General features: G+C 57.3%; 15 protein-coding genes and 2 pseudogenes. 6 read left to right on the top strand and 11 right to left on the bottom strand.

Annotation, left to right across the window (positions count from 1 at the left end; genetic code table 11):
• Positions 1 to 12: 12 nt before the first annotated feature.
• The 3 genes and pseudogenes from RTCIAT899_RS18860 to RTCIAT899_RS18850 form a co-directional block, all read right to left on the bottom strand.
• A complete protein-coding gene (locus tag RTCIAT899_RS18860; protein WP_015341830.1) occupies positions 13 to 1,431 on the bottom strand; it encodes an MFS transporter in 1,419 nt (472 codons plus the stop codon).
• A gap of 81 nt (positions 1,432 to 1,512) precedes the next feature.
• On the bottom strand, positions 1,513 to 2,124 hold the full coding sequence (locus RTCIAT899_RS18855) for a TetR/AcrR family transcriptional regulator (protein ID WP_015341829.1): 612 nt from the start codon (positions 2,122 to 2,124) through the stop codon (positions 1,513 to 1,515).
• 82 nt (positions 2,125 to 2,206) lie between these two features.
• A pseudogene (locus RTCIAT899_RS18850) lies at positions 2,207 to 2,562 on the bottom strand (winged helix-turn-helix transcriptional regulator).
• Between the two features lie 45 nt (positions 2,563 to 2,607).
• Here RTCIAT899_RS18850 and RTCIAT899_RS32035 point away from each other — a divergent pair.
• Positions 2,608 to 2,724 (top strand): annotated as a pseudogene (locus tag RTCIAT899_RS32035) (SDR family NAD(P)-dependent oxidoreductase); the annotation flags it as partial.
• Here the strand turns inward: RTCIAT899_RS32035 and RTCIAT899_RS18845 are convergent.
• Complete coding sequence (locus tag RTCIAT899_RS18845; protein ID WP_015341828.1) at positions 2,708 to 3,691, bottom strand: alpha/beta hydrolase; 984 nt, start codon at positions 3,689 to 3,691, stop codon at positions 2,708 to 2,710. The pseudogene RTCIAT899_RS32035 and the gene RTCIAT899_RS18845 sit on opposite strands and share 17 nt — an antisense overlap.
• Positions 3,692 to 4,506: 815 nt before the next feature.
• Between RTCIAT899_RS18845 and RTCIAT899_RS18840 the strand changes: the two genes are divergently transcribed.
• From RTCIAT899_RS18840 to RTCIAT899_RS18825, 4 genes are all read left to right on the top strand, one after another.
• On the top strand, positions 4,507 to 5,112 hold the full coding sequence (locus tag RTCIAT899_RS18840; protein ID WP_015341827.1) for a TetR/AcrR family transcriptional regulator: 606 nt from the start codon (positions 4,507 to 4,509) through the stop codon (positions 5,110 to 5,112).
• A 107-nt stretch (positions 5,113 to 5,219) separates the two neighbouring features.
• Positions 5,220 to 6,221 carry an NADP-dependent oxidoreductase gene (locus RTCIAT899_RS18835; protein ID WP_015341826.1) on the top strand — a complete coding sequence of 334 codons (1,002 nt, stop codon included), beginning with the start codon at positions 5,220 to 5,222 and terminating at the stop codon, positions 6,219 to 6,221.
• A 78-nt stretch (positions 6,222 to 6,299) separates the two neighbouring features.
• The gene (locus RTCIAT899_RS18830; protein WP_015341825.1) at positions 6,300 to 7,004 is read left to right on the top strand and encodes an SDR family oxidoreductase; all 705 of its coding nucleotides are present in this window, start codon (positions 6,300 to 6,302) and stop codon (positions 7,002 to 7,004) included.
• A 37-nt stretch (positions 7,005 to 7,041) separates the two neighbouring features.
• Positions 7,042 to 8,121, top strand: coding sequence for an alkene reductase (locus RTCIAT899_RS18825; RefSeq protein WP_015341824.1), 1,080 nt, complete (start codon positions 7,042 to 7,044; stop codon positions 8,119 to 8,121).
• Between the two features lie 364 nt (positions 8,122 to 8,485).
• Here the strand turns inward: RTCIAT899_RS18825 and RTCIAT899_RS18820 are convergent, their stop codons facing one another.
• Both RTCIAT899_RS18820 and RTCIAT899_RS32030 read right to left on the bottom strand, forming a co-directional pair.
• Complete coding sequence (locus tag RTCIAT899_RS18820; protein WP_041678038.1) at positions 8,486 to 9,217, bottom strand: hypothetical protein; 732 nt, start codon at positions 9,215 to 9,217, stop codon at positions 8,486 to 8,488.
• The gene (locus RTCIAT899_RS32030) at positions 9,147 to 9,668 is read right to left on the bottom strand and encodes an AlbA family DNA-binding domain-containing protein (protein WP_081598410.1); all 522 of its coding nucleotides are present in this window, start codon (positions 9,666 to 9,668) and stop codon (positions 9,147 to 9,149) included. The genes RTCIAT899_RS18820 and RTCIAT899_RS32030 overlap by 71 nt, the downstream gene beginning before the upstream one ends.
• A gap of 653 nt (positions 9,669 to 10,321) precedes the next feature.
• Here RTCIAT899_RS32030 and RTCIAT899_RS18815 point away from each other — a divergent pair.
• On the top strand, positions 10,322 to 11,446 hold the full coding sequence (locus RTCIAT899_RS18815) for a hypothetical protein (RefSeq protein WP_015341822.1): 1,125 nt from the start codon (positions 10,322 to 10,324) through the stop codon (positions 11,444 to 11,446).
• 103 nt (positions 11,447 to 11,549) lie between these two features.
• On the opposite strand, the gene RTCIAT899_RS18810 is transcribed toward RTCIAT899_RS18815, so the two are convergent.
• From RTCIAT899_RS18810 to RTCIAT899_RS18790, 5 genes are all read right to left on the bottom strand, one after another.
• Positions 11,550 to 13,328: an ATP-dependent helicase gene (locus tag RTCIAT899_RS18810; protein WP_015341821.1), complete on the bottom strand. Its 1,779-nt coding sequence runs from the start codon at positions 13,326 to 13,328 to the stop codon at positions 11,550 to 11,552.
• Positions 13,318 to 15,102, bottom strand: a complete 1,785-nt coding sequence (locus tag RTCIAT899_RS18805; RefSeq protein WP_015341820.1) for an ATP-dependent nuclease — start codon at positions 15,100 to 15,102, stop codon at positions 13,318 to 13,320. The genes RTCIAT899_RS18810 and RTCIAT899_RS18805 overlap by 11 nt, the downstream gene beginning before the upstream one ends.
• 71 nt (positions 15,103 to 15,173) lie before the next feature.
• Positions 15,174 to 16,055 (bottom strand): restriction endonuclease, encoded by an 882-nt coding sequence (locus tag RTCIAT899_RS18800; RefSeq protein ID WP_161624409.1) that lies wholly within the window; start codon positions 16,053 to 16,055, stop codon positions 15,174 to 15,176.
• Between the two features lie 24 nt (positions 16,056 to 16,079).
• Positions 16,080 to 16,988: a nucleotidyltransferase family protein gene (locus tag RTCIAT899_RS18795; protein WP_041678054.1), complete on the bottom strand. Its 909-nt coding sequence runs from the start codon at positions 16,986 to 16,988 to the stop codon at positions 16,080 to 16,082.
• Entirely contained in the window at positions 16,988 to 18,070 is a 1,083-nt protein-coding gene (locus tag RTCIAT899_RS18790; protein ID WP_015341817.1) for a hypothetical protein, read from the bottom strand. The genes RTCIAT899_RS18795 and RTCIAT899_RS18790 overlap by 1 nt, the downstream gene beginning before the upstream one ends.
• Positions 18,071 to 18,103 lie beyond the last annotated feature (33 nt).

The following is an 18,103-nucleotide window of genomic DNA, read 5'->3' as shown; positions in this document are numbered from 1 at the left end:
CGTGGGTCTCGCTCATGGGCGTGACGGTTTGGTTGATGCCAGGCTGACGGAAAGCCATCCCGCAACGAGAAGACAGATTGCAATCGTGGTTGCTGCAACGCTGTAGGCTCGGCCAATGGATTGAATGTCGGTGGCGGACCCCAATATCGAGAAAAACAATCCACCGATGATGGCGGCCGCGAACGCTCCACCAATCTGAAGCATTGAATTGACCAGGCCGGAGGCCAATCCCGACTGCGACCTGTCCACCCGCTGCACGATGCTCTTCACAAGGTTTGGAAGGGCGATCCCCTGCCCTGCCCCAATGAGAAAGAGCGCAACAAAAAGGAGTTGCGGAAGGCCATTCGAGATCAAGGCCGCTGTTCCGAACAATCCTACGGCTTGCAGCACCATGCCGATGCCAGCGGAAAATCTTCCGAAGACCCTAAGAACGCGCTCACTTGCAAAAGGGCCAAGGACAAAGCCGACTGCAGCGGGAAGGATAGCAAGTCCCGCCTTGAAAGGCGTCCGACCAAGACCACCCTGCTGATAGACCGAGAATATCAGCCAGAAGGCGGCAAGAGCGTAGAAGAACAAGGCGGCCAGCAGCCCATGCATCAGTCCCCGGTTCTGAAGCAGGCTTGGCGCAAGAATCGGATCTCTCCCTGCCAACTCCATGTATTTCTCATGCCGCCAGAACAGGAGGAAAATCGGCAGGGAGGCGGCAAGCGTCACGATCGACCAGATCGGCCACCCCTGCTCCCTACCCTCAATCAGCGGCGCGACGAGTGCAAGAAGCGCAAGCGCGATCAGCAAAGCTCCGCCAAGATCCAGTTTGCTCGGTTGCTCCGATCGGGTTTCCTGCAACATGATGAAGGCGGACGGCGCGGCGATCGCGATAATCGGAAGGTTTATGAGGAATATGGCTCTCCATCCAAGGCCGAGGATATTCAGGGCAATCAGCGCCCCGCCAAGGAACAGACCAGCCATTGATGCCAGCCCGAAGGTCAGAGCGTAAAAGCTTAGCGCCTTCGATTTTTCGTGGTCGGGGAAAATTGCATTGATGGACGCCAAAGCCTGCGGCGCCATTATTGCCGCGGCAAATCCTTGAAGGACGCGGCCGACGATCAGCGCCAATGGAGACCAGGCAAACCCGCATAAGGCAGATGCGACCGCAAACCCGACCATGCCAGCCATAAAGACGTTGCGTCGACCATAGAGGTCTCCAAGCCTGCCACCTGTGATCAGCATGACAGCATAGGTGGCGGCGTAACCTGAGATAATCAGTTGCATCGTCGATGCTGAGGCCCGGAAGTCTTCCCGGATCGAGGGTAGCGCCACGTTGACGATAAAGAAATCGAGAGGCGGCAAAAACGCCCCGGTCAAAAGGATGACCAATGCCATCCATCGGCGTGGATCAGGTGTCGCATTGGCGTCGCTAACGTGTTTCATGTGTGTCTCCACCTCGACCGAAGAACCAGCCGACGGTTTGCAATGGTACGGTATTTGGAACCTTTTGGTTCCTAATTAAAGTCAGCCGAGCGCCTTCAGCGCAATATCGATCATGGCCCTGGTCTCCTCGCGATCCGCGACAGCCTTGCCCAGAACCCGCATGCCGTGGATCTGGCATACGAGGAATCTGGCAAGTGCACGTTCGTCGAGCCCCGGATCAATTTCGCCCAAGGCTTGAGCTCTTATGATCGCCGCGGCGTATAGATCTTGCAGTCGCCGAAACAGGCGGGAGATACGAGGCGCGACCTCTTTGTCCTCTGGAAGCATTTCCACAGCCGTCAAGACAACAAAGCACCCACGCAGTCCCTCCGTGCCAGATGATTGATCCAACTGCTGCAAAAATGCTTCACGAATTGCGGCCTTGGGCGATGGGTTGGAATGCAGCGTTTCACCGACCGTGCGAACGGCATCCTCGATATAGGCGTCAAGAGCACGAAGATAGATGCCCCGCTTGTCGACGAAAGCTTTGTAAAAGCTGCCTCTGGACAGTTCCATACCTTCAAGCAGGTCCGGAAGGGACGCATCGTGATATCCACGGTCCCAAAAGACGTCCATCGCTTTGCGAACTGCATCATCGAGTTCGAATTCGCGAGGGCGACCTACCGTCGGGGATGTATTAGTGCGTTTAACCATGATTGCGATATGGAACCATTCGGTTCATAATTCAAGCCGTGTTCTCGAAATTATTTAACGAAAGAGCAGGTCATCCCACTAATCAGCCGACGGAGGGATCCTCGGGATAGTCCCGAGAGAAGTCCCTAACGGCCATGATAAGCGGCATGAGCCCACGCCCCGCAGCACTTAGGGAGTATTCGACGCGAGTAGGCTGCTCTTGGTAGTCGCGTCGGTGTACGAGGCCGTCACTCTCCAGTTCCCTGAGATGCTGCTTTAGCATCTTCTGGGATATGTCCGGTATATCGAGCATAAATTGCGCGCTCGCAGCGAGGGCTCAGCCAACAATCTGAAAAGAATTCGCAGAACTCAACTCACATGGGCGACAGATCCATCGGCTCCGAGGCATGTCGCCCTGTCCTCGACAGGCACTTTAAAGTCCGAAATTGCCTGATGCATTACCGAACCTCATACCTGCGGATGCGAGAATAGGGATCGAATATCATGGACTTACAGCTCGGTGGCAAGATTGCGCTCGTAACGGGAAGCAGCAGGGGTATTGGCGAGGGCGTCGCCAGAGGCCTTGCGAAGGAGGGCGCGACCGTCATCGTCCACGGCCGACAAACTGACGGATCTCTGATTCAAGTTCCTGGTCTTCAGGTGTCCCGCCCATGAAGCCGCCATGCGGCATGGCCTCGAAAACGTGCAATTCTGTTTCCACGCCAGCCTTTCGCAAGGCTCGATGCATTCTCACCGTGTTCGATAGAAACAGATCACGGGTGCCGGTCTGCAGAAACGTCGGCGGGAAACCACGCAAGTCGCCAAAAAGTGGCGATAGATAGGGATCGGAAAGATTGGCACCACCAGCGTAAAGCAGGTTGTTCGATCTGAGGGGGCGAGGCAGAACGAGGTCGACCATCTGGTTGGTTTGGAAGCTGTCGCCGGATTCGGTGAGGTCGACCTGGGGTGAAAGCAAGACCAATCTGCCGGGCATTGGCAAGCCTTGATCCCTCGCCCGCAACAGCATGGCAGACGCGAGATTGCCGCCTGCCGATCTACCCAGGATGATTACCTTTTCGGGGGCGTGGGCGTTCAAGACATGGCGATACGTGGCCAAGCAGTCATCAAGCGCGGCCGGGTACGGATGCTCAGGCGGCATCCGGTAATCGACGCCGTAGCATCGAACCGCGTGCTGTTGCGCTTGGCAAAGCGCACTCACGCGACAGGCTTCTCCGCCGCCGAACACCAACCCGCCTCCGTGCAGGTCGATGAGTGCGCCGCCTGCATCAAATGCCCCGTGTGGCGTCGCGACATGGATTGTCGCGCCATCGATTGTAATTGTCTCCGCGGTGGACTGTAGACTGCCAGCCATCCCTTTGATCGCTGCGGCGTAATGCGCATCTGCCGCGGCTTTCATCGCCATCCAGCCCGAAACATCCTCTGGAGACGGCATTCCATAGCGCGCATTGATAGGACTGCCGTCCTCGTCCACGAGGCGAGACAGTGCCGCTTGCGCTTCGGCGCTAATGGACTGCGGTGGCTGAATTGTTCGTGGAGGGATAGCTGCACTGCGCGTGGCGTTGCTCATTTCTTACTCTGTCATTGGTCGAAGCTTCGACGTCTCTGTCCTACCTTGGGGCGACCAGCCTGTCGATCGTCGATGTCTTCACGAGACATGACATCGCGATAGATTGGCACCGTTGTCTACAGCTCAGTTGTCGATGGTTCATGCCGACGACTCTGCTACCGCATAGGCTCCCTTCGTGCCTTTACGAACGACTTCTATCCGTCATGCCGGAAATGCTCAGCCGCCTTGATGGGTATCGAACCAACGGCCAATAGGTAAGAGGCGAACTCTCTCGACGACTTATGTCACCAACCGCGTTCAATTCCGCCAGATCGAAAACATTAGAGTCCCGCCAAGACCAACGGGTGGATTTCTTTTTCCGTAGTTAAAGAGCCCAGCAGCGAAGCTAATGTACCTTACCGAGAGCGGGTCCCGTCTGCTGCAGCGCCGCGTCAGGATCTTCTTCGGATTGCTCGCGCAGTTTACGATTAACTGGGCGCTGGTCCTTGAACCGACGACGTAATGCCCCCCTCGATACAGCGGCACCATGTATCTATCTCGCCGTGCGCTCGGGCTGAAGGTTGTTGAGTGACGGTGACCTTAGGGAGATAGTGGGGGTCCATACGGCCACGTGGAAGATGCGTTGGCTGACGGCACGTGACCCGCATAAGAAGCAGGCGACACCGTATGAAATACGACATGACCTTTGGTGCTTTGGCAAAGGCACCGATATACCGCTGACCTTTTTTCTTTCGGCTTCGTGCCCGCAGGGAAACCTCTCCCGCAAATTTGAACGATCAACGTCTCCGCACTTGCGTCATCGATTTACGTGTTATATGATGATCATCATGCGAAACTCAACAATCAATTCCCGAGCCGCCGCAAAGGAGGCTTCCCACAAACGGATCGTACAGGCTGCGGCACGCGCCATCCGCCGCAGTGGCTTTGACGGTACGGGTGTGGCAGACATCATGAAAGAGGCTGGCTTGACGCATGGTGCGTTCTACGCCCACTTCGACTCGCGAGAGGCCATGCTGGCCAAGGCGGCAGAGCAAGCTGGCGCCGAGTCAAACGCTGCTGGCGCCCTTGCCCTCTCCTCAGCGTGTTCAAAAGGAGCTTTCCAGGCATTGGTACAGGCCTACCTCTCCAAGGAGCATCTCATGAGCATTGAGACGGGATGCCCCGTGGCCGCACTTGGTTCCGAGATGCACCGTCAAGCGCCTGAGGTGCGCCGGGTGACCACGCGCGGTATCAAGGAAATGATCGATCAGGTCGCGCGCCAGCTACCGGACTGGGGGCAGCCAGACGCCCATGAGCGCGCTTTGGTGACGGTCGCTACCATGGTGGGCACGCTAATCTTGGCTCGCGCGGTCGATGACGCCGCCCTGTCGGAATCTTTGTGCAGTGCGGCATTGAAGCGTCTTGACTCCTCAGGGTCTTGATTGGCCGCCTCATTTTTTTTGACATTACATATGACGACCATCATATCAAAAGACCCGTCAACTGCCACTGGTTGTGGTCCTGAATCTGGCACTACTGAGGAAAATCTATGAAAGCTTTCATCGTGGATCGTTACGGCAAGCGGGAGCCTTTGCGGGCTGTTGACGTGCCAGAACCGGAACTAATGGCCGACGAGGTGTTGATCGAGGTCTACGCGTCAGCCGTCAATCTCATCGACGCCAAAGTGCGCAACGGCGAGTTCAAGCTCATCCTGCCTTACCGCACCCCCTTCATCCTCGGGCACGACGTGGCCGGTGTGGTGGTTCGTGTCGGTGCCCGCGCTCGTCAATTCAAGGTGGGCGACGAGGTTTACGCGAGGCCCCGTGACCTGCGCATCGGAACCTTTGCAGAGCTCGTTGCGGTCAATGAGGATACCGTGGCGCTCAAGCCTAAGAACATCACCATGGAGGAGGCCGCCTCGATCCCCCTGGTCGGTTTGACGGCATGGCAGGCGCTGGTCGAGAAAGCAAAGCTTCAGAAGGGGCAGAAGGTATTCATCCAGGCGGGTTCCGGCGGCGTCGGAACATTTGCGATCCAGTTGGCCAAGCACCTGGGCGCCACCGTGGCCACCACCACCAGCGCCGGCAACGAGGCGCTGGTGAAAAGCCTGGGCGCGGATGTCGTGATCGATTACCGCAAAGACGCCTTTGAAGATCAGCTGCGCGACTACGACGTGGTGCTGAACAGTCAGGATGAAAAGACATTGAAGACGTCCATGGGCGTGCTCAAGCCTGGCGGTCACGTCGTGTCCATCACCGCGCCACCGGACCTGCAGTTTGGCAAGAATATCAAAGCGTCGTGGCCAGTGAGACAGATCTTCAGAGCGCTAAGTTTCAGCGTTCGCCGCAAAGCACGTCGCCTCGGGGTCAGCTACACCTTTCTGTTCATGAAGGGCAACGGAAGCCAGCTTCGTCGGATCGCATCGCTCATCGAGGCAGGCGCCATCCGCCCGGTGGTCGACAAGGTCTTCCCCTTCGAATCCACCAACGAAGCCCTGGCTTATGTCGAAAGCGGCCGGGCCAAAGGCAAGGTGGTGATCAAGATGCGATGACGTCCCACAGAACGACGCAGCACCCTCCGAAACATGACTAATTCACTTGAAAACTGAACCAATCAACTGGAGCCTTCCATGAACATTGAAAACTCTGTCGTCCTCGTCACCGGTGCCAACCGTGGCATCGGCCTCGCATTTGCCCGCGAGCTTCTCGCACGTGGCGCCCGCAAGGTCTACGCCGCCGCACGGGACCCTGCCACTGTGACGCTGCCGGGCGTGCATGCCTTGCGGCTTGATGTCACCAAGCCTGAAGAGATCGCGGCTGCAGCACGGGTGGCCACCGACGTGAACCTGGTGATCAACAACGCCGGGATAGCCCAGGTGGGTGGCTTTCTCGCCGATGACAGCGAAGAGGTGGCCCGACGCATCTTCGAGACCAACTTCTTCGGCGTGCTGAACGTGAGCAAGGCCTTTGCACCCGTGCTCAATAGCAACGGCGGTGGCGCATTGATCAATGTGCTGTCGGTGGCCTCGTGGATTAACGGCGCGGAGCTGGCTGCCTATTCGGCGAGCAAGTCAGCGGCATGGTCTTTGACCAATGCCTTGCGCCACGAGTTGGCCAGCCAGAAGACCCAGGTTCTGGGCCTGCACATGGCCGGCGTCGATACCGACCTCACGCGCGGCTTCGAGATTCCGAAGACCAGCCCCGAAGAGATCGTTCAGCGCGCACTCGACGGTCTGGCTGACGGCGCCGACGAGGTGCTGGCTGACGCGTTCACCGAACAGGTTCGGCGAGGCTTGACGGCCCCGCGCCCGGCCTACCTTCCCCAGGCCCAGTGAAATGACGTATGAATCCCGCATCGACAGAAAGCCCGACATGCTCTTTACACCCTTCGTTAATCCCTCCCTACAGTTGCGCAATCACATCGTGATGGCGCCTATGACGCGACACCGCGCCGTGGAACACAACACACCGAACGCCCTGATTGCCGAATACTACAGCCAACGGGCCACAGCCGGCCTGATCGTCACCGAGGGCACCTCGCCCTCACCCAATGGGCTGGGCTATCCACGCATTCCGGGCCTCTTCAACCAAGCCCATGTGCAGGGTTGGAAGCAAGTGACGCAGGCTGTCCACGCACAGGGCGGCAAGATCTTTGTGCAGCTGATGCATACCGGTCGCGTGGCTCATGCGGACAACCTGCTGTCGGGTGCTGAAGTTCTGGGACCGACTGCGGACATTTGCCCCGGCGAGATCCACACCGACTCGTCGGGCATGCAGCCGCACAGCGCGCCGCGCGCCATGACCACGGAGGACATCGCCCACGCGGTAGTGGAGTACGCTCGGTCGGCGCAACTGGCTATCGAGGCGGGTTTCGATGGTGTCGAGCTGCACGCGGCCAATGGCTATTTGATTGAGCAGTTCCTGAACGCCAGCGTCAACCGGCGTACCGATGGGTATGGGGACGGTCTGCATGGCCGTAACCGTTTTGCGCTGGAAGTGGTTCGCGCCACTGTTGCCGCCATTGGCGCAGACCGTGTTGGGATTCGCCTGTCACCGTTCGGCGTGTTGAACGGCACGGGCGGCTACCCCGATGTCGAAGCCCAGTATCTGGCGCTCGTCAAGGAACTGTCGCAGCTCGGCATTCTTTACGTCCACCTTCTGGACCATTCTGCCTTGGGTGCCCCTCCAGTGCCTGCCGAGCTGAAGTTACACCTGCGCAGCGCGTTCAAGGGCCTATTGATCCTGGCCGGTGGCTTCGACCAGGAAAGCGCCGAGCGTGCACTTAAGGAAGGTCAGGCGGATTTGATTGCTGTTGGCCGCCCCTTCATCGCCAACCCGGATCTGGTGGCGCGCATGCAGACAGGGGCGCCTCTCAACCCCTTGGACATGGCGACGTTGTACACCCCTGGCCATGAGGGCTACACCGACTACACAACGCTTAATCTGGCATAAAACACCGACTCATATCTTTGCTCGGGCTTTGTCCAGTCAACGACCTGCGCCCGCTCACGGCGGGAGCGGGAGATTGCAAAACGGGAAGCCCCACAGACAGTCTTCTATGGGTGAGAGATCGGGCGATCTCGCGATTTGGGTGAACCAGGGTCGTCGCCTTGACTGGACTCGAACCTGCGGCATGCAGTTCGCTCTAGCTAAACTATTGAAAAAACATAATTTCACAGGTAACCAGCGCACTCAAATGAGTAGACGCCTCAAAAGAGGAATACCGTCAATATATTCAGGCTCAAAAGCCGAAGAATCCATGCAGTTTCATTGCATCACATTAAAGCCCGATAGGGATAGAGGAAAACGGCGGCGTTCAGCGTCGGACGTGTTTTCCCGACTCGTCGTAACTAGGTGATCCGCGCTGACCAAACGCATTCCACATGAGATCAAATAAAGGCTTAAGGGTATTCTCTGGAACATCCGCTGCGCCTCTCGCATCAATATTGAGTTCGGGCAGCATGATCCGGTCAGAACGATACGGATAATTGATGCTGCCCCGCCACTCATCAATCGGGGCCGAAACTCCACGAATACCAATGAGGCTCACGAAAATCGTGTATGGCGCGGGGATCGACCGCCGTTTGTATTCTCCCAGGATCTGCCGAATACCGGAGGCTATCCCTTGCTCCACACCGGTCAGATAAATGTTGCGTTGACCGTCCTTCCCGCCGACATTCAACTTTGCAACGGCCTCCGCGATACCATTGCGAAAAAGCGTCGAAAATGCGCGGACGGTACCAGATTGCTCCTCCGGCCCCGAGTAAGCGACGAGACCGTCGAGCGAGTACATTGGATTTGCGCCGCTAGCGCCGAGAGGCCACGGCCACATCGTTCCACCACGTTCATCAAACGAGAGTGAAATGCTCTCTGTGAATGAGGCTCGTGGCACGACTTGCATGACCAGCCGAGTCTCTCCATCGGCGCCAACCGCCAGAGGTCCCTCGTTGTTGGTCAGGATTTCCAGCCGTTCTGTTCTAAAGCGTCTGATCCTCTCTTCGACCTCGGATGCAAATAGAAACGCTCGCCGCAACTCTTCTACTGACATCGGATGCTTTCCGTTTTCGTCGCGGATGAAAAAGCGATAGTCCTTGGCGACGGTTTACTCGGGGGGGGGCACTCCAGCTCCGCGCCATCTTGATGACGAGAACGCCGCGTTCACCCTCGATAGCAATCCATTTCACCCGAAATTCGAGGATTGGCGGTTCGAACGACGTTCGAATGGTATCGGAAACCGCTCGAACCAAGCCATCAGGATCTGGCGTCGCAACGCCGCTGACGTCTGATGCTATTCCGTTCCGCTCGTCGAGTCCGATCACAAGATACCCGCCCACAGCGTTGGCCATGGCGGATACATCCGCAGCAAACTCTCGCCGGTCTTCGTCTTTGCGCCCATAATGATCGCGCTTGAATTCTAGTTGTCTGCCTTCAGGGATTCCCTCTTCAACAAGTGCTTGAAGATCGGAAAGTGCTATGTCGTCGAACTCTCTCGCAAACATCGACTCGCTCTCTAAATACTCCGAAGAGCGTGCAATATTTGTATCCACCCAACAAGAACCGGACGCTCAATTCACAGCCACAAGCAGTATTGCGACCGACATCCCAATCGACACCACCATCATCGCGGACAACACGAGCGAGATAGCGTTCAAACTGCTTCTTCGAGGAGAAGGCGGCCAGAGCACGAGTTGGAAGCTGAGACTATCGTCGAGGGAAAATCAGTCGGTTGCAGTCGGCGGTAGTCAGCGTGCATATGGGCGCTTATGGTCTTGCTCATCGAAACATGGATGGGTGACCTCGATACCGTGGGAAGCAGCAGCGCGAGCGGAGACAAATCGGCTGGCTCGATCTCTGGTGCTGTCTCAGTCTGCCGGCGACGCCCCTTCGACTTCGTGTGTGTGGCATGCTTTACACTTTCCGTACTTCGTGAAGCCGTCCGCGATAGCCATCGTGCGCGGCGAAAAACGATCTTCTTGTGTTGAACAACAAAGATGCGCTATCCTCTGATTCTGCCGCTAACGTCGGCATGGCCGCTGCCAGGCGAAGGGTTTCTGATCCAACGTTCTTCAATATTCAGCTCACGTGACCGCAACCTAGTCCGGCCGCCTGAGACGAGCAGCGCGTCGATATGGCCGGAACGAAGGATGCACCCATGTATTCGACGCTCGACGGCGCCAAGAACCAAGCAAAGCATCTCAAGCGAATTCTTTCAGCGAGTGGCCTAATCTATTCTCTCGCAAAATGCCAAACAGCGGTCGCCCGAGCCGGTGGATTTGTGGACTGGTATGACCTCAGCAGGAAATTGGTGAGCAGCATCCAGCCAAGACCGCCGTTCGATTTCTGGGGTGCGCTTCTACAGCATTTGCCGATGCCTTGCCACTTCCCCATTCGGTCGTACCTCCGAGACAGCGGCCATACAGGCGCGAACACGAGGGACTCTTCGGAAAACTGGGTACGGAATGTCATCCCCTACTGCGCCAGCCTAGAACTCGTTCACAGAAAACATTCTCCTATCCTGATGCCGGGCTCAGGCCGCGGCCAAAGGTTGCGCCTGGAGATCGTGGCCGGAATGCTTCTGAACATTGAGGGGCATGAAGATTACTTGCCCAGGCTTGACCCGGAAACCTTGTCGATCGTATTCGAGAACCAACCGGGTTCGCTTCTGCCAACGTTGGCGGAGAGAGCGGATTTCGATAGAGAGGTCGCTGCATTAATCGCCTCTCAGATTATTCAGGTCTCAGAACGGCAAACCATCATTCTAGCGCCGCGCCTTGATGGTATTCCGGATGAAATCGTTCGGCGAGCTCGGGCATGGAACAGCCAGAAGGAGCCGCCTGTTCCGACCTTTGAAGTCAGCGCCGACCTCGCCGCCCAACTCAGACGCCAGTATGAATTGGACCGCGCGGATAGCGGCGAAAAAGTGTCATATGACGAACTGGAATATCGTGGCGTCACGTTGAGCAGTCGATTTTCGGTCAAGCATGAGTTCGAGACGATGAAGAACGTCGTTGACGCTATGAGCCCTTCAATCCTCCCGCGGGTTTCATCTGTTTATTGCGATTCCCGTGCGTGCGCGGTTTATGCAGTCGAGATCAAGCTGGGGATGAACACGGCCGAACTAGCAAATCAGGTCCAGGCGGTGTTTGTATGGGCGACAGACGGATTTAACGGCCTGACGGTAAGTCACGGCGCATCAGTCGAATTCTTCAACCCGGAATGGCCCGGTTTCGAGAGCGAGGATGTCAACGTCGAGATCGATGAGAGCATAACTTTGTGAATATGGTCCGGCATCGCAGGCCGTGACTTCAATCGCAGTCGGCGATGCCAAGATCGAAGGCGGCGGCCTACATCCCCGAGCGTGGATCTCCGACGAAAAGTTCCTATTTTTGACTTCTGTCGAAGAGCTCCTTCACCCAAGGTGAGTGATGGTGCTCTTGATAGACCATTGCAAGTTCCCGCCGTGGGCGCGTCACGCCAACGTAGAAAAGACGGCGCGCTTCACGGAGCGCAACGGTACTCTGCCGATCGCGTTGACTGGGAAAATCGCTTGCATTCACGCCATACATGACGACGGCATCAAACTCCCTGCCCTTCGCACTATGCAGCGTGCTCAGGTTCACGCGACCGGTTCCCTCTAAACGGCCGGCGAGATGGGCGAGCGGGATATCGAGGTCGGCCACAGGGTCAGTATTGCGGATCATCTCGGCACAGACCTCCCATTCTTGCTCTGCGTTTCGCGCAATCGTCCGCCAATGTGCAATAAGCTCGCTGTCGAAAAGTTGTAGCCAGGTGTGGGTGGTGTCGCTGGAGTTGATCGTAGCTTGGAGAAAGCCGATGAGCTGATCCGAAAGAAGTTGTTCTTCGTCAGGCCTAACTTGAGCGCCGTAGACGATCTTCAACGCTTGCTGAAGCAGGCGGCTATACCGCGGGTCAGCACTTTTCCAGCCACCAACGACCCAACGCGCGCAATCCTCGATAAACCGGGAAAGTCGCGAACTCCGCCTGACCAGTGCGTTTCCGTCGCTGCGTACAAAGGGCGTGCCGGCCCGCTTCAAGGCTTCGGCAATCTTGTCCCCGAGATATGCAGCGCGATACAGCACGGCTATTTCGTCAAGTGCGAAGCCTCTCTTTTCCAGATCGGGAATGACAGTGTCGGCAATCGCTTGTGCCTGCACATCAAGGCCGAGCGTCACCGGCCAGAATGTCAACTCTCCCTCTGGAGCTCCTTCTGCCTCGCGATAATCACGCTCCTCTCCCAATGCGCCGAGCGACGCTCGCACGATTTTCCCGCCAGACCGGTAGTTGAAGCGCAGTCTGATGGTGCGGACATCGCAGCGTTGGGTCAAGCTATCGAGCAGTTCGGGGTTTGCACCAGTGAACCCGTATATGGATTGGTCGGAATCGCCGACCGCAAACAAGCGAATGCCCCCGCCAAAACACAATAAAAGGACAAGCTCGTGCAATGCATGGCCGAGATCCTGATATTCGTCGACGAACAAGACGGGGAAGCGCGCGTGAAGTGCATCTCTGATCCAGTCGTGCTCCTTGATCATGCGATACGCCAGGAGCGGCATATCGTCGAAATCGATCAAGCCTTGCCGTCGAAGCTCGTTCTCATAAGCCTCAATGAACACGGCGAGCTCCGGATTGCGGCCTAGCCAGTCTGGCCGGCTGCGATCAACGTCCCGTCGCCGCTTTTCCGACGCAAAGTTCCATCGACGATGAGGGTCGTCGCTACCGCCGATCGCGGTCGCGTAGGCCGCCTCCACCGCAGCTCGTGTCTGGGCACGGGTCGCCACCTGAAACTCTGCAGGCAGTCCGATCGGTACGCATCGGGCGTACGGCGCTATGACCTGGCTCAGAGCGAATCCATGCACGGTTCCGATGAAGGCTCGATCACCACTTTCGATCCCAAGGCGGGCAAGGCGTGTCTCAAGCTCAATTGCGCACTCATTGTTGTAGGTGATGCAAGCAACCCCGCGAGGTTCAATGATGTCGTCAGACAGAGCGCGGGCCATCGCTGTCGTCAGCGTCTTCGTCTTGCCACTTCCTGGTCCGGCCAGAACGACGCAGTGGCCCGTCTCGCGCACAGCTGCGACTTGCTCCGGATTGGTGCTCAATTCGTTGATCGCGCTAAGCAGTTGCTGACTACTGGACACGGCTCACCACGTACGCAATTGCATCGGCAATGTACTTCGGTGGGGTCAGGCCGACCGCTTTTTTCGATAGTTTTGCGCTGAGCCGGCCTTTGCCGATATCCGCGATCATAGCCAGCAGTTGCGCGGGATCAACGGAAGCCGTACCCGATCGCCAAGAGGCGATGCGTTTGGTTCGGATCGATCCGAAACCTTGGGCGCCGAGGATATCGAGGAGAGGACTCAAAAGGGACGGCGTGTTTGCAACTGACACCTCGAACGTCTGCTCGTTAAGAAAGATCCCGGCAGGTGCAACCATTGATGCGAACGCGGCAAAGTCGAGCGCTTCCCATTGACCTCGCTGCACGGGATTGACCGCAGGCTGCTTGCGGACCTTCAGGATGTCATCCCAGAGGTCCAGCGTGCGTGTCTTGCCGAGGGGTAATTTCGTGCCGTCCAACGGATCCCAGTCGGTGATCACCGCGTAGGGCATGCCAAGAGATTCGGCCAATTTGACATATGGTGAGAAGTTCGTACCGGCTACATTGCATACGCTTATGCCGAGATCGTCGAGCCCATGGCCCAAGGCCGAGGAAAACACTGGTACCAAAGCCTCCTCGGCGTCCCCCTCCACGAAGATCACGCCACGGGCGAACAGCAGTTCCGCACGCGTGGCATCAATATAGTTCTCCAGGTCGTCGAGCTCATCAGGCGTGACAGGCAACTCTGCCAGCGAAAATGCGCGCGTCGACTGATCGCGCGTCCTCAGGTGAATGATTGACCGCAACGGAGTGACCGCAGCGAGCGTCGGCGAATGGCTGGTGACGATCAGCGATTGTGCTGCATCCCCGCCGGCGAGGAGTTTTTTGAACACCGAACGCTGCAGTTGCGGATGGAGGTGGGCCTCAGGCTCCTCTATGCACAAAAGCGAGAAATTTCGCTCATTTTTCTTCCGGCGCCAGGCAAATTCAGCAAGCTTCAGCGCGAGTAATGCGACATTGGCCGATCCGAGGCTTGCCTCTGCAATACCACGCTTGCCGCCGTCAATGAACATGGCGATAGCTCGGAAGAGCCGCAACGGATCGGAGGGCGCAAACCTGAGCCGCGCATCGATATCGTGCGCCTTGCCGGAAAGATTCAGAATGCCGGTGCGCAGCTCCTCTTCCAGATCTTTGATCGTCGGAAACGCCTCGAGCGCCTTCGTCGCCTTGTCGAGTTCAACCGCGACGGCATTGAGCTCCGCTCGCGTCACTCCCGCGATTGCGTCTTCGAGGAGGGGACGCAGAGGTGAACTTCTCCATGTACCAAGCTGGCCTTCGGCATCACGCAAGGCATCGAGCATATCAATCGCAATGCGTCGACGGACCTTGCTCGGCACGGTCCGCGACTCAACACCGCCGCCGAACACGAGAAACTCGCAGTCGTCGCTCGACTGTGGCGCGCCTTTGATATCGGCCTTCTTGCGGAAGATATAGGTGAGGCGCGCGATCGTGGGATTATCCGCAGGCCTGAACTCAGAAAGCATCGCCAGAAGGCCAAGGTCGCTCGCGAAGTCTGCGAGTTCTAGATGAACTTCGATCGCATCCTCGTAGGGGGCAGCTGCCCCGTCCCAGAAATCGGACAGTTTGAGCTGACGGGCCGAATCCGGGAGCGTTGAATCAAGTATCAACCGGATGGCGAAGAGGAGATTGCTCTTGCCAACACGGTTTTCGCCCAACAAGACGACATTGTCCGAGAGCGGGATGTCAACGGACTGAAAATTTCGAAAATTTCGAACGCTTAATTTGCTTAGACGCATGCTTTCCGGCCCGTTAATTCTTGAAGGCGAGGCCATCTACCAAGGCCCAGCACTCCGGTTGATCCACGAAATCACAGCGGAAAAAGGCTGCGCACTCGCTCAAAAGGATTGCGATACTCCGATGCGTGCCTGATCTTCGCTGCGATAATGTCGGGAATCGAGATGCGGCGCGCCAACGCATCGAAGATATCCATACCATCAGCGAGGATGATCTTGCGTGCCGTAAACGCCTGCAGGCCAACGTCGGTAAACCCGGCGAAACTGACGAATAACCCGCGTGTCCACTCAGGGCGTTCGCTCACCTTGCCTTGAAAACCATGGAGGGTATTAGCGTCAGTCTTCACGCGATGCCATTTTGCCTCCAGAAGGTAGGTGTCGCCCCCCAACTGAAACGAGCCGTCGATTTGCTCGCCGACGACAGTGAAGCCACCACGCGCGTCCATACACCAAGCATTAAAAAGGTCCGTGAGTAACCTCTCGAAGTGACGGCCGCGAGTGTGGGGCTCATCCGACATTTCTTGGAGCGCCAGAAACCGTGCTTCAAGCCCCCGTAATACGGTTTCGTCGGCGCGAAAAGTTCGAGGCGTAGCCTGTGACTTCGTTTCGAACTCGCCCAGGGCCGGCTCATAATTCGCAAGAGCAGCTCCGCCCAAACGCTCTATTATCGCGGTCAGACGGCGATGAGCATTGACGACTTTTTCAGTCTGGGCTCGCCCGAGCCGATCCGTTTCACGATATTCCCACAAGGCTGTAAGAGCTTTGACGATCGCTCGTGGCTGCCCGATCGTGAGAAAAGCGCGGAAATGCTTTCCCTTGCTGCCGCCATGGATCGCGTAGGCGTCGTCATAGATGTCGATGCCGACCTCCCGGCGGAAGAAATCAGCGAATGTGCTGTTCGTGAAATCGAGGACGTAGCCCGAGCTCATGCCAAACAATTCATCGATCAGCTTCATTTCGACCGGTCGTAGTTGTTCCATCTATCCACCAATACCCAACTCGCCAAGCAGCGTAGAGATCACGTCATTCACAGCGCGCTGGCGAAGCGCCCGCTGCTCAGCGATCTCAGGATCTCCGTCATCACCGATGATCTCAAACCGCGCGGCCGCAACCGGGCCCTCGCGGAGATAACCTTCATCGGGGACGGGATCGCAAAAGCGCTTCAGCAGGATTTTGAGCGCCGAGCCAATGATCTCGGCATGCTTGCCAGCCATAGCATCCTTGAATTTCTCGATCGCCGCTTCCAACCCGCCATCCGCGTGCTCGAGACAATAGACGAGGTCGTGAGCATCCTTGCCTTCGCGTCGGTGGTCGAATGCAAAGGCCTTCAGGCAGGTGAACGATACGATGTTTGCGTAAGGAATACTTTCGGTGGCTCGTCCCTTCTGACCGAGGAGATCTGCCGTCACCTCCATACGATCATGCAGATCGAAGACAAGCGATGCATGAGGAATGTTGACCGCCGAAATGTTTCCGTCCGTCGGCAGCTCTTGAAGGGCGCCGCCCTTCAATCTCGGGTCGTCGGCCAGGAATTCGAGAATGACTGTGACACCGTGTTCAGTCTTGGTCTTCCAACGCCAATTGACCTTGGCGCCCTTATCGTTTTCAGCCCGCTCGAAACCCATGCGCTTGAGGTTCTCTTCCAGGGAGCGATAGGCCTCGGTGTCAGCGAGAACGGCAAGATCGACGACAACGTCAATGTCCCCCGTCCCGGCATGTGCCGGAACTACCGGAGGGCGCGCCGTCACCAGATAACGCGGCGTCAGCCCACCAATCAGGAAAACCGAGTCTCGCCATGGCCCAAGGCCACTGAACAGTGTCACGAGCACACGCTCGCAGTCTCGGGTTACTTCTTCACTGTAGTCGACGAGGAATTGCGGCTTTGTCATCATCCACCCAGTCTCTCAGACCGCAAATGTTGAGCCAACTCCTTGGCGCGTCCGCCCGCCTGAAGAAGGTCGAGATACGTCTGGAGAGGATCGGTGACCCAAAGATCATCGATCCTCTGACGAAATCGAAGTTGATCGCTGGCGGCGACCTCGTGAATGCCGAGGTTCCAGCCTTCCCTCACTTGGCGTGCGTCGATCGACCCAACAAACTCCTGCATGCCAACTCCTGCCGGAATTCGGCAAAATACCTGCGAAACACTCGACAAATACGGGGTATGTATCTGGCCAGCCGTGATGTCGGCTAACTCATAAGGAACTTTGAGCTTTTCGCATGTGTGATGAATTCGCCGCTGAAGATCGGGCGGCGTGGTCGACCGCACGTAGAAATGTCGGATGGCTTTTGGTTTAGCTGACATTTGATGGATCGACCAGGCGTCCAGCAGCCCTCGCGGGTTGGCCAACCGACGCTCTTTGGATGGGCCCGCCCCTCGCACCTCAACCCATTCCCGACGTTCGATGCTTATCAATGTCTCGGAAGCTGTTGCCGGTGACACCCCTGCCCGCTCCGCAACTTGATGAACGCCGAACCAATCTGTTCCGAAAAGCCAGACTGCGTGCAGAACCTGCGCCCGGCGACCGACAAACAAATTGGTGAGTGAACGAGCCTGCTTCTTCGAGGCCGGACGATCGACAAGAACGTAAAGACCTTCGGCGGGAATGAAGAGACTTCCACTGGAATCAAAATAACCCACGCGCTCTTCGCGCAGCAGCTCTCGGGCGCCTGGCGAGATCGTTTCTGCCATCAAAATCGGCACTACGGACCCACCCGCCGGTCCGACATGAGCGAGATAGTTCCTCAGCTGCCAGATCGCTTCGCGTGCATCGCGAGGAAAGAGCGCCGGCTTAGCCTCGACAACGAGGCGCAGGGGCCTGCCCTCGTGCTCGAGCTCCATAACAATGTCCGGCCGAAAGTTTCCTTGTGAAAGTGTGGCCTCATGGATGATCTCGGGAGGTGCCCCGATGGCTTCGGCGACCGCTTCAGCGAAATCATCAAAAAGTGCGTCGATCGTCTGGCGTTCCATCGTAATCTTCTGCGCAGTGAATTTACCCTAAAT

It is taken from the genome of Rhizobium tropici CIAT 899, assembly GCF_000330885.1.
Lineage (GTDB): Bacteria > Pseudomonadota > Alphaproteobacteria > Rhizobiales > Rhizobiaceae > Rhizobium > Rhizobium tropici.
Note: the sequence above shows the minus strand (reverse complement) of the source record. Positions and strands in the feature narration are given on the sequence as shown.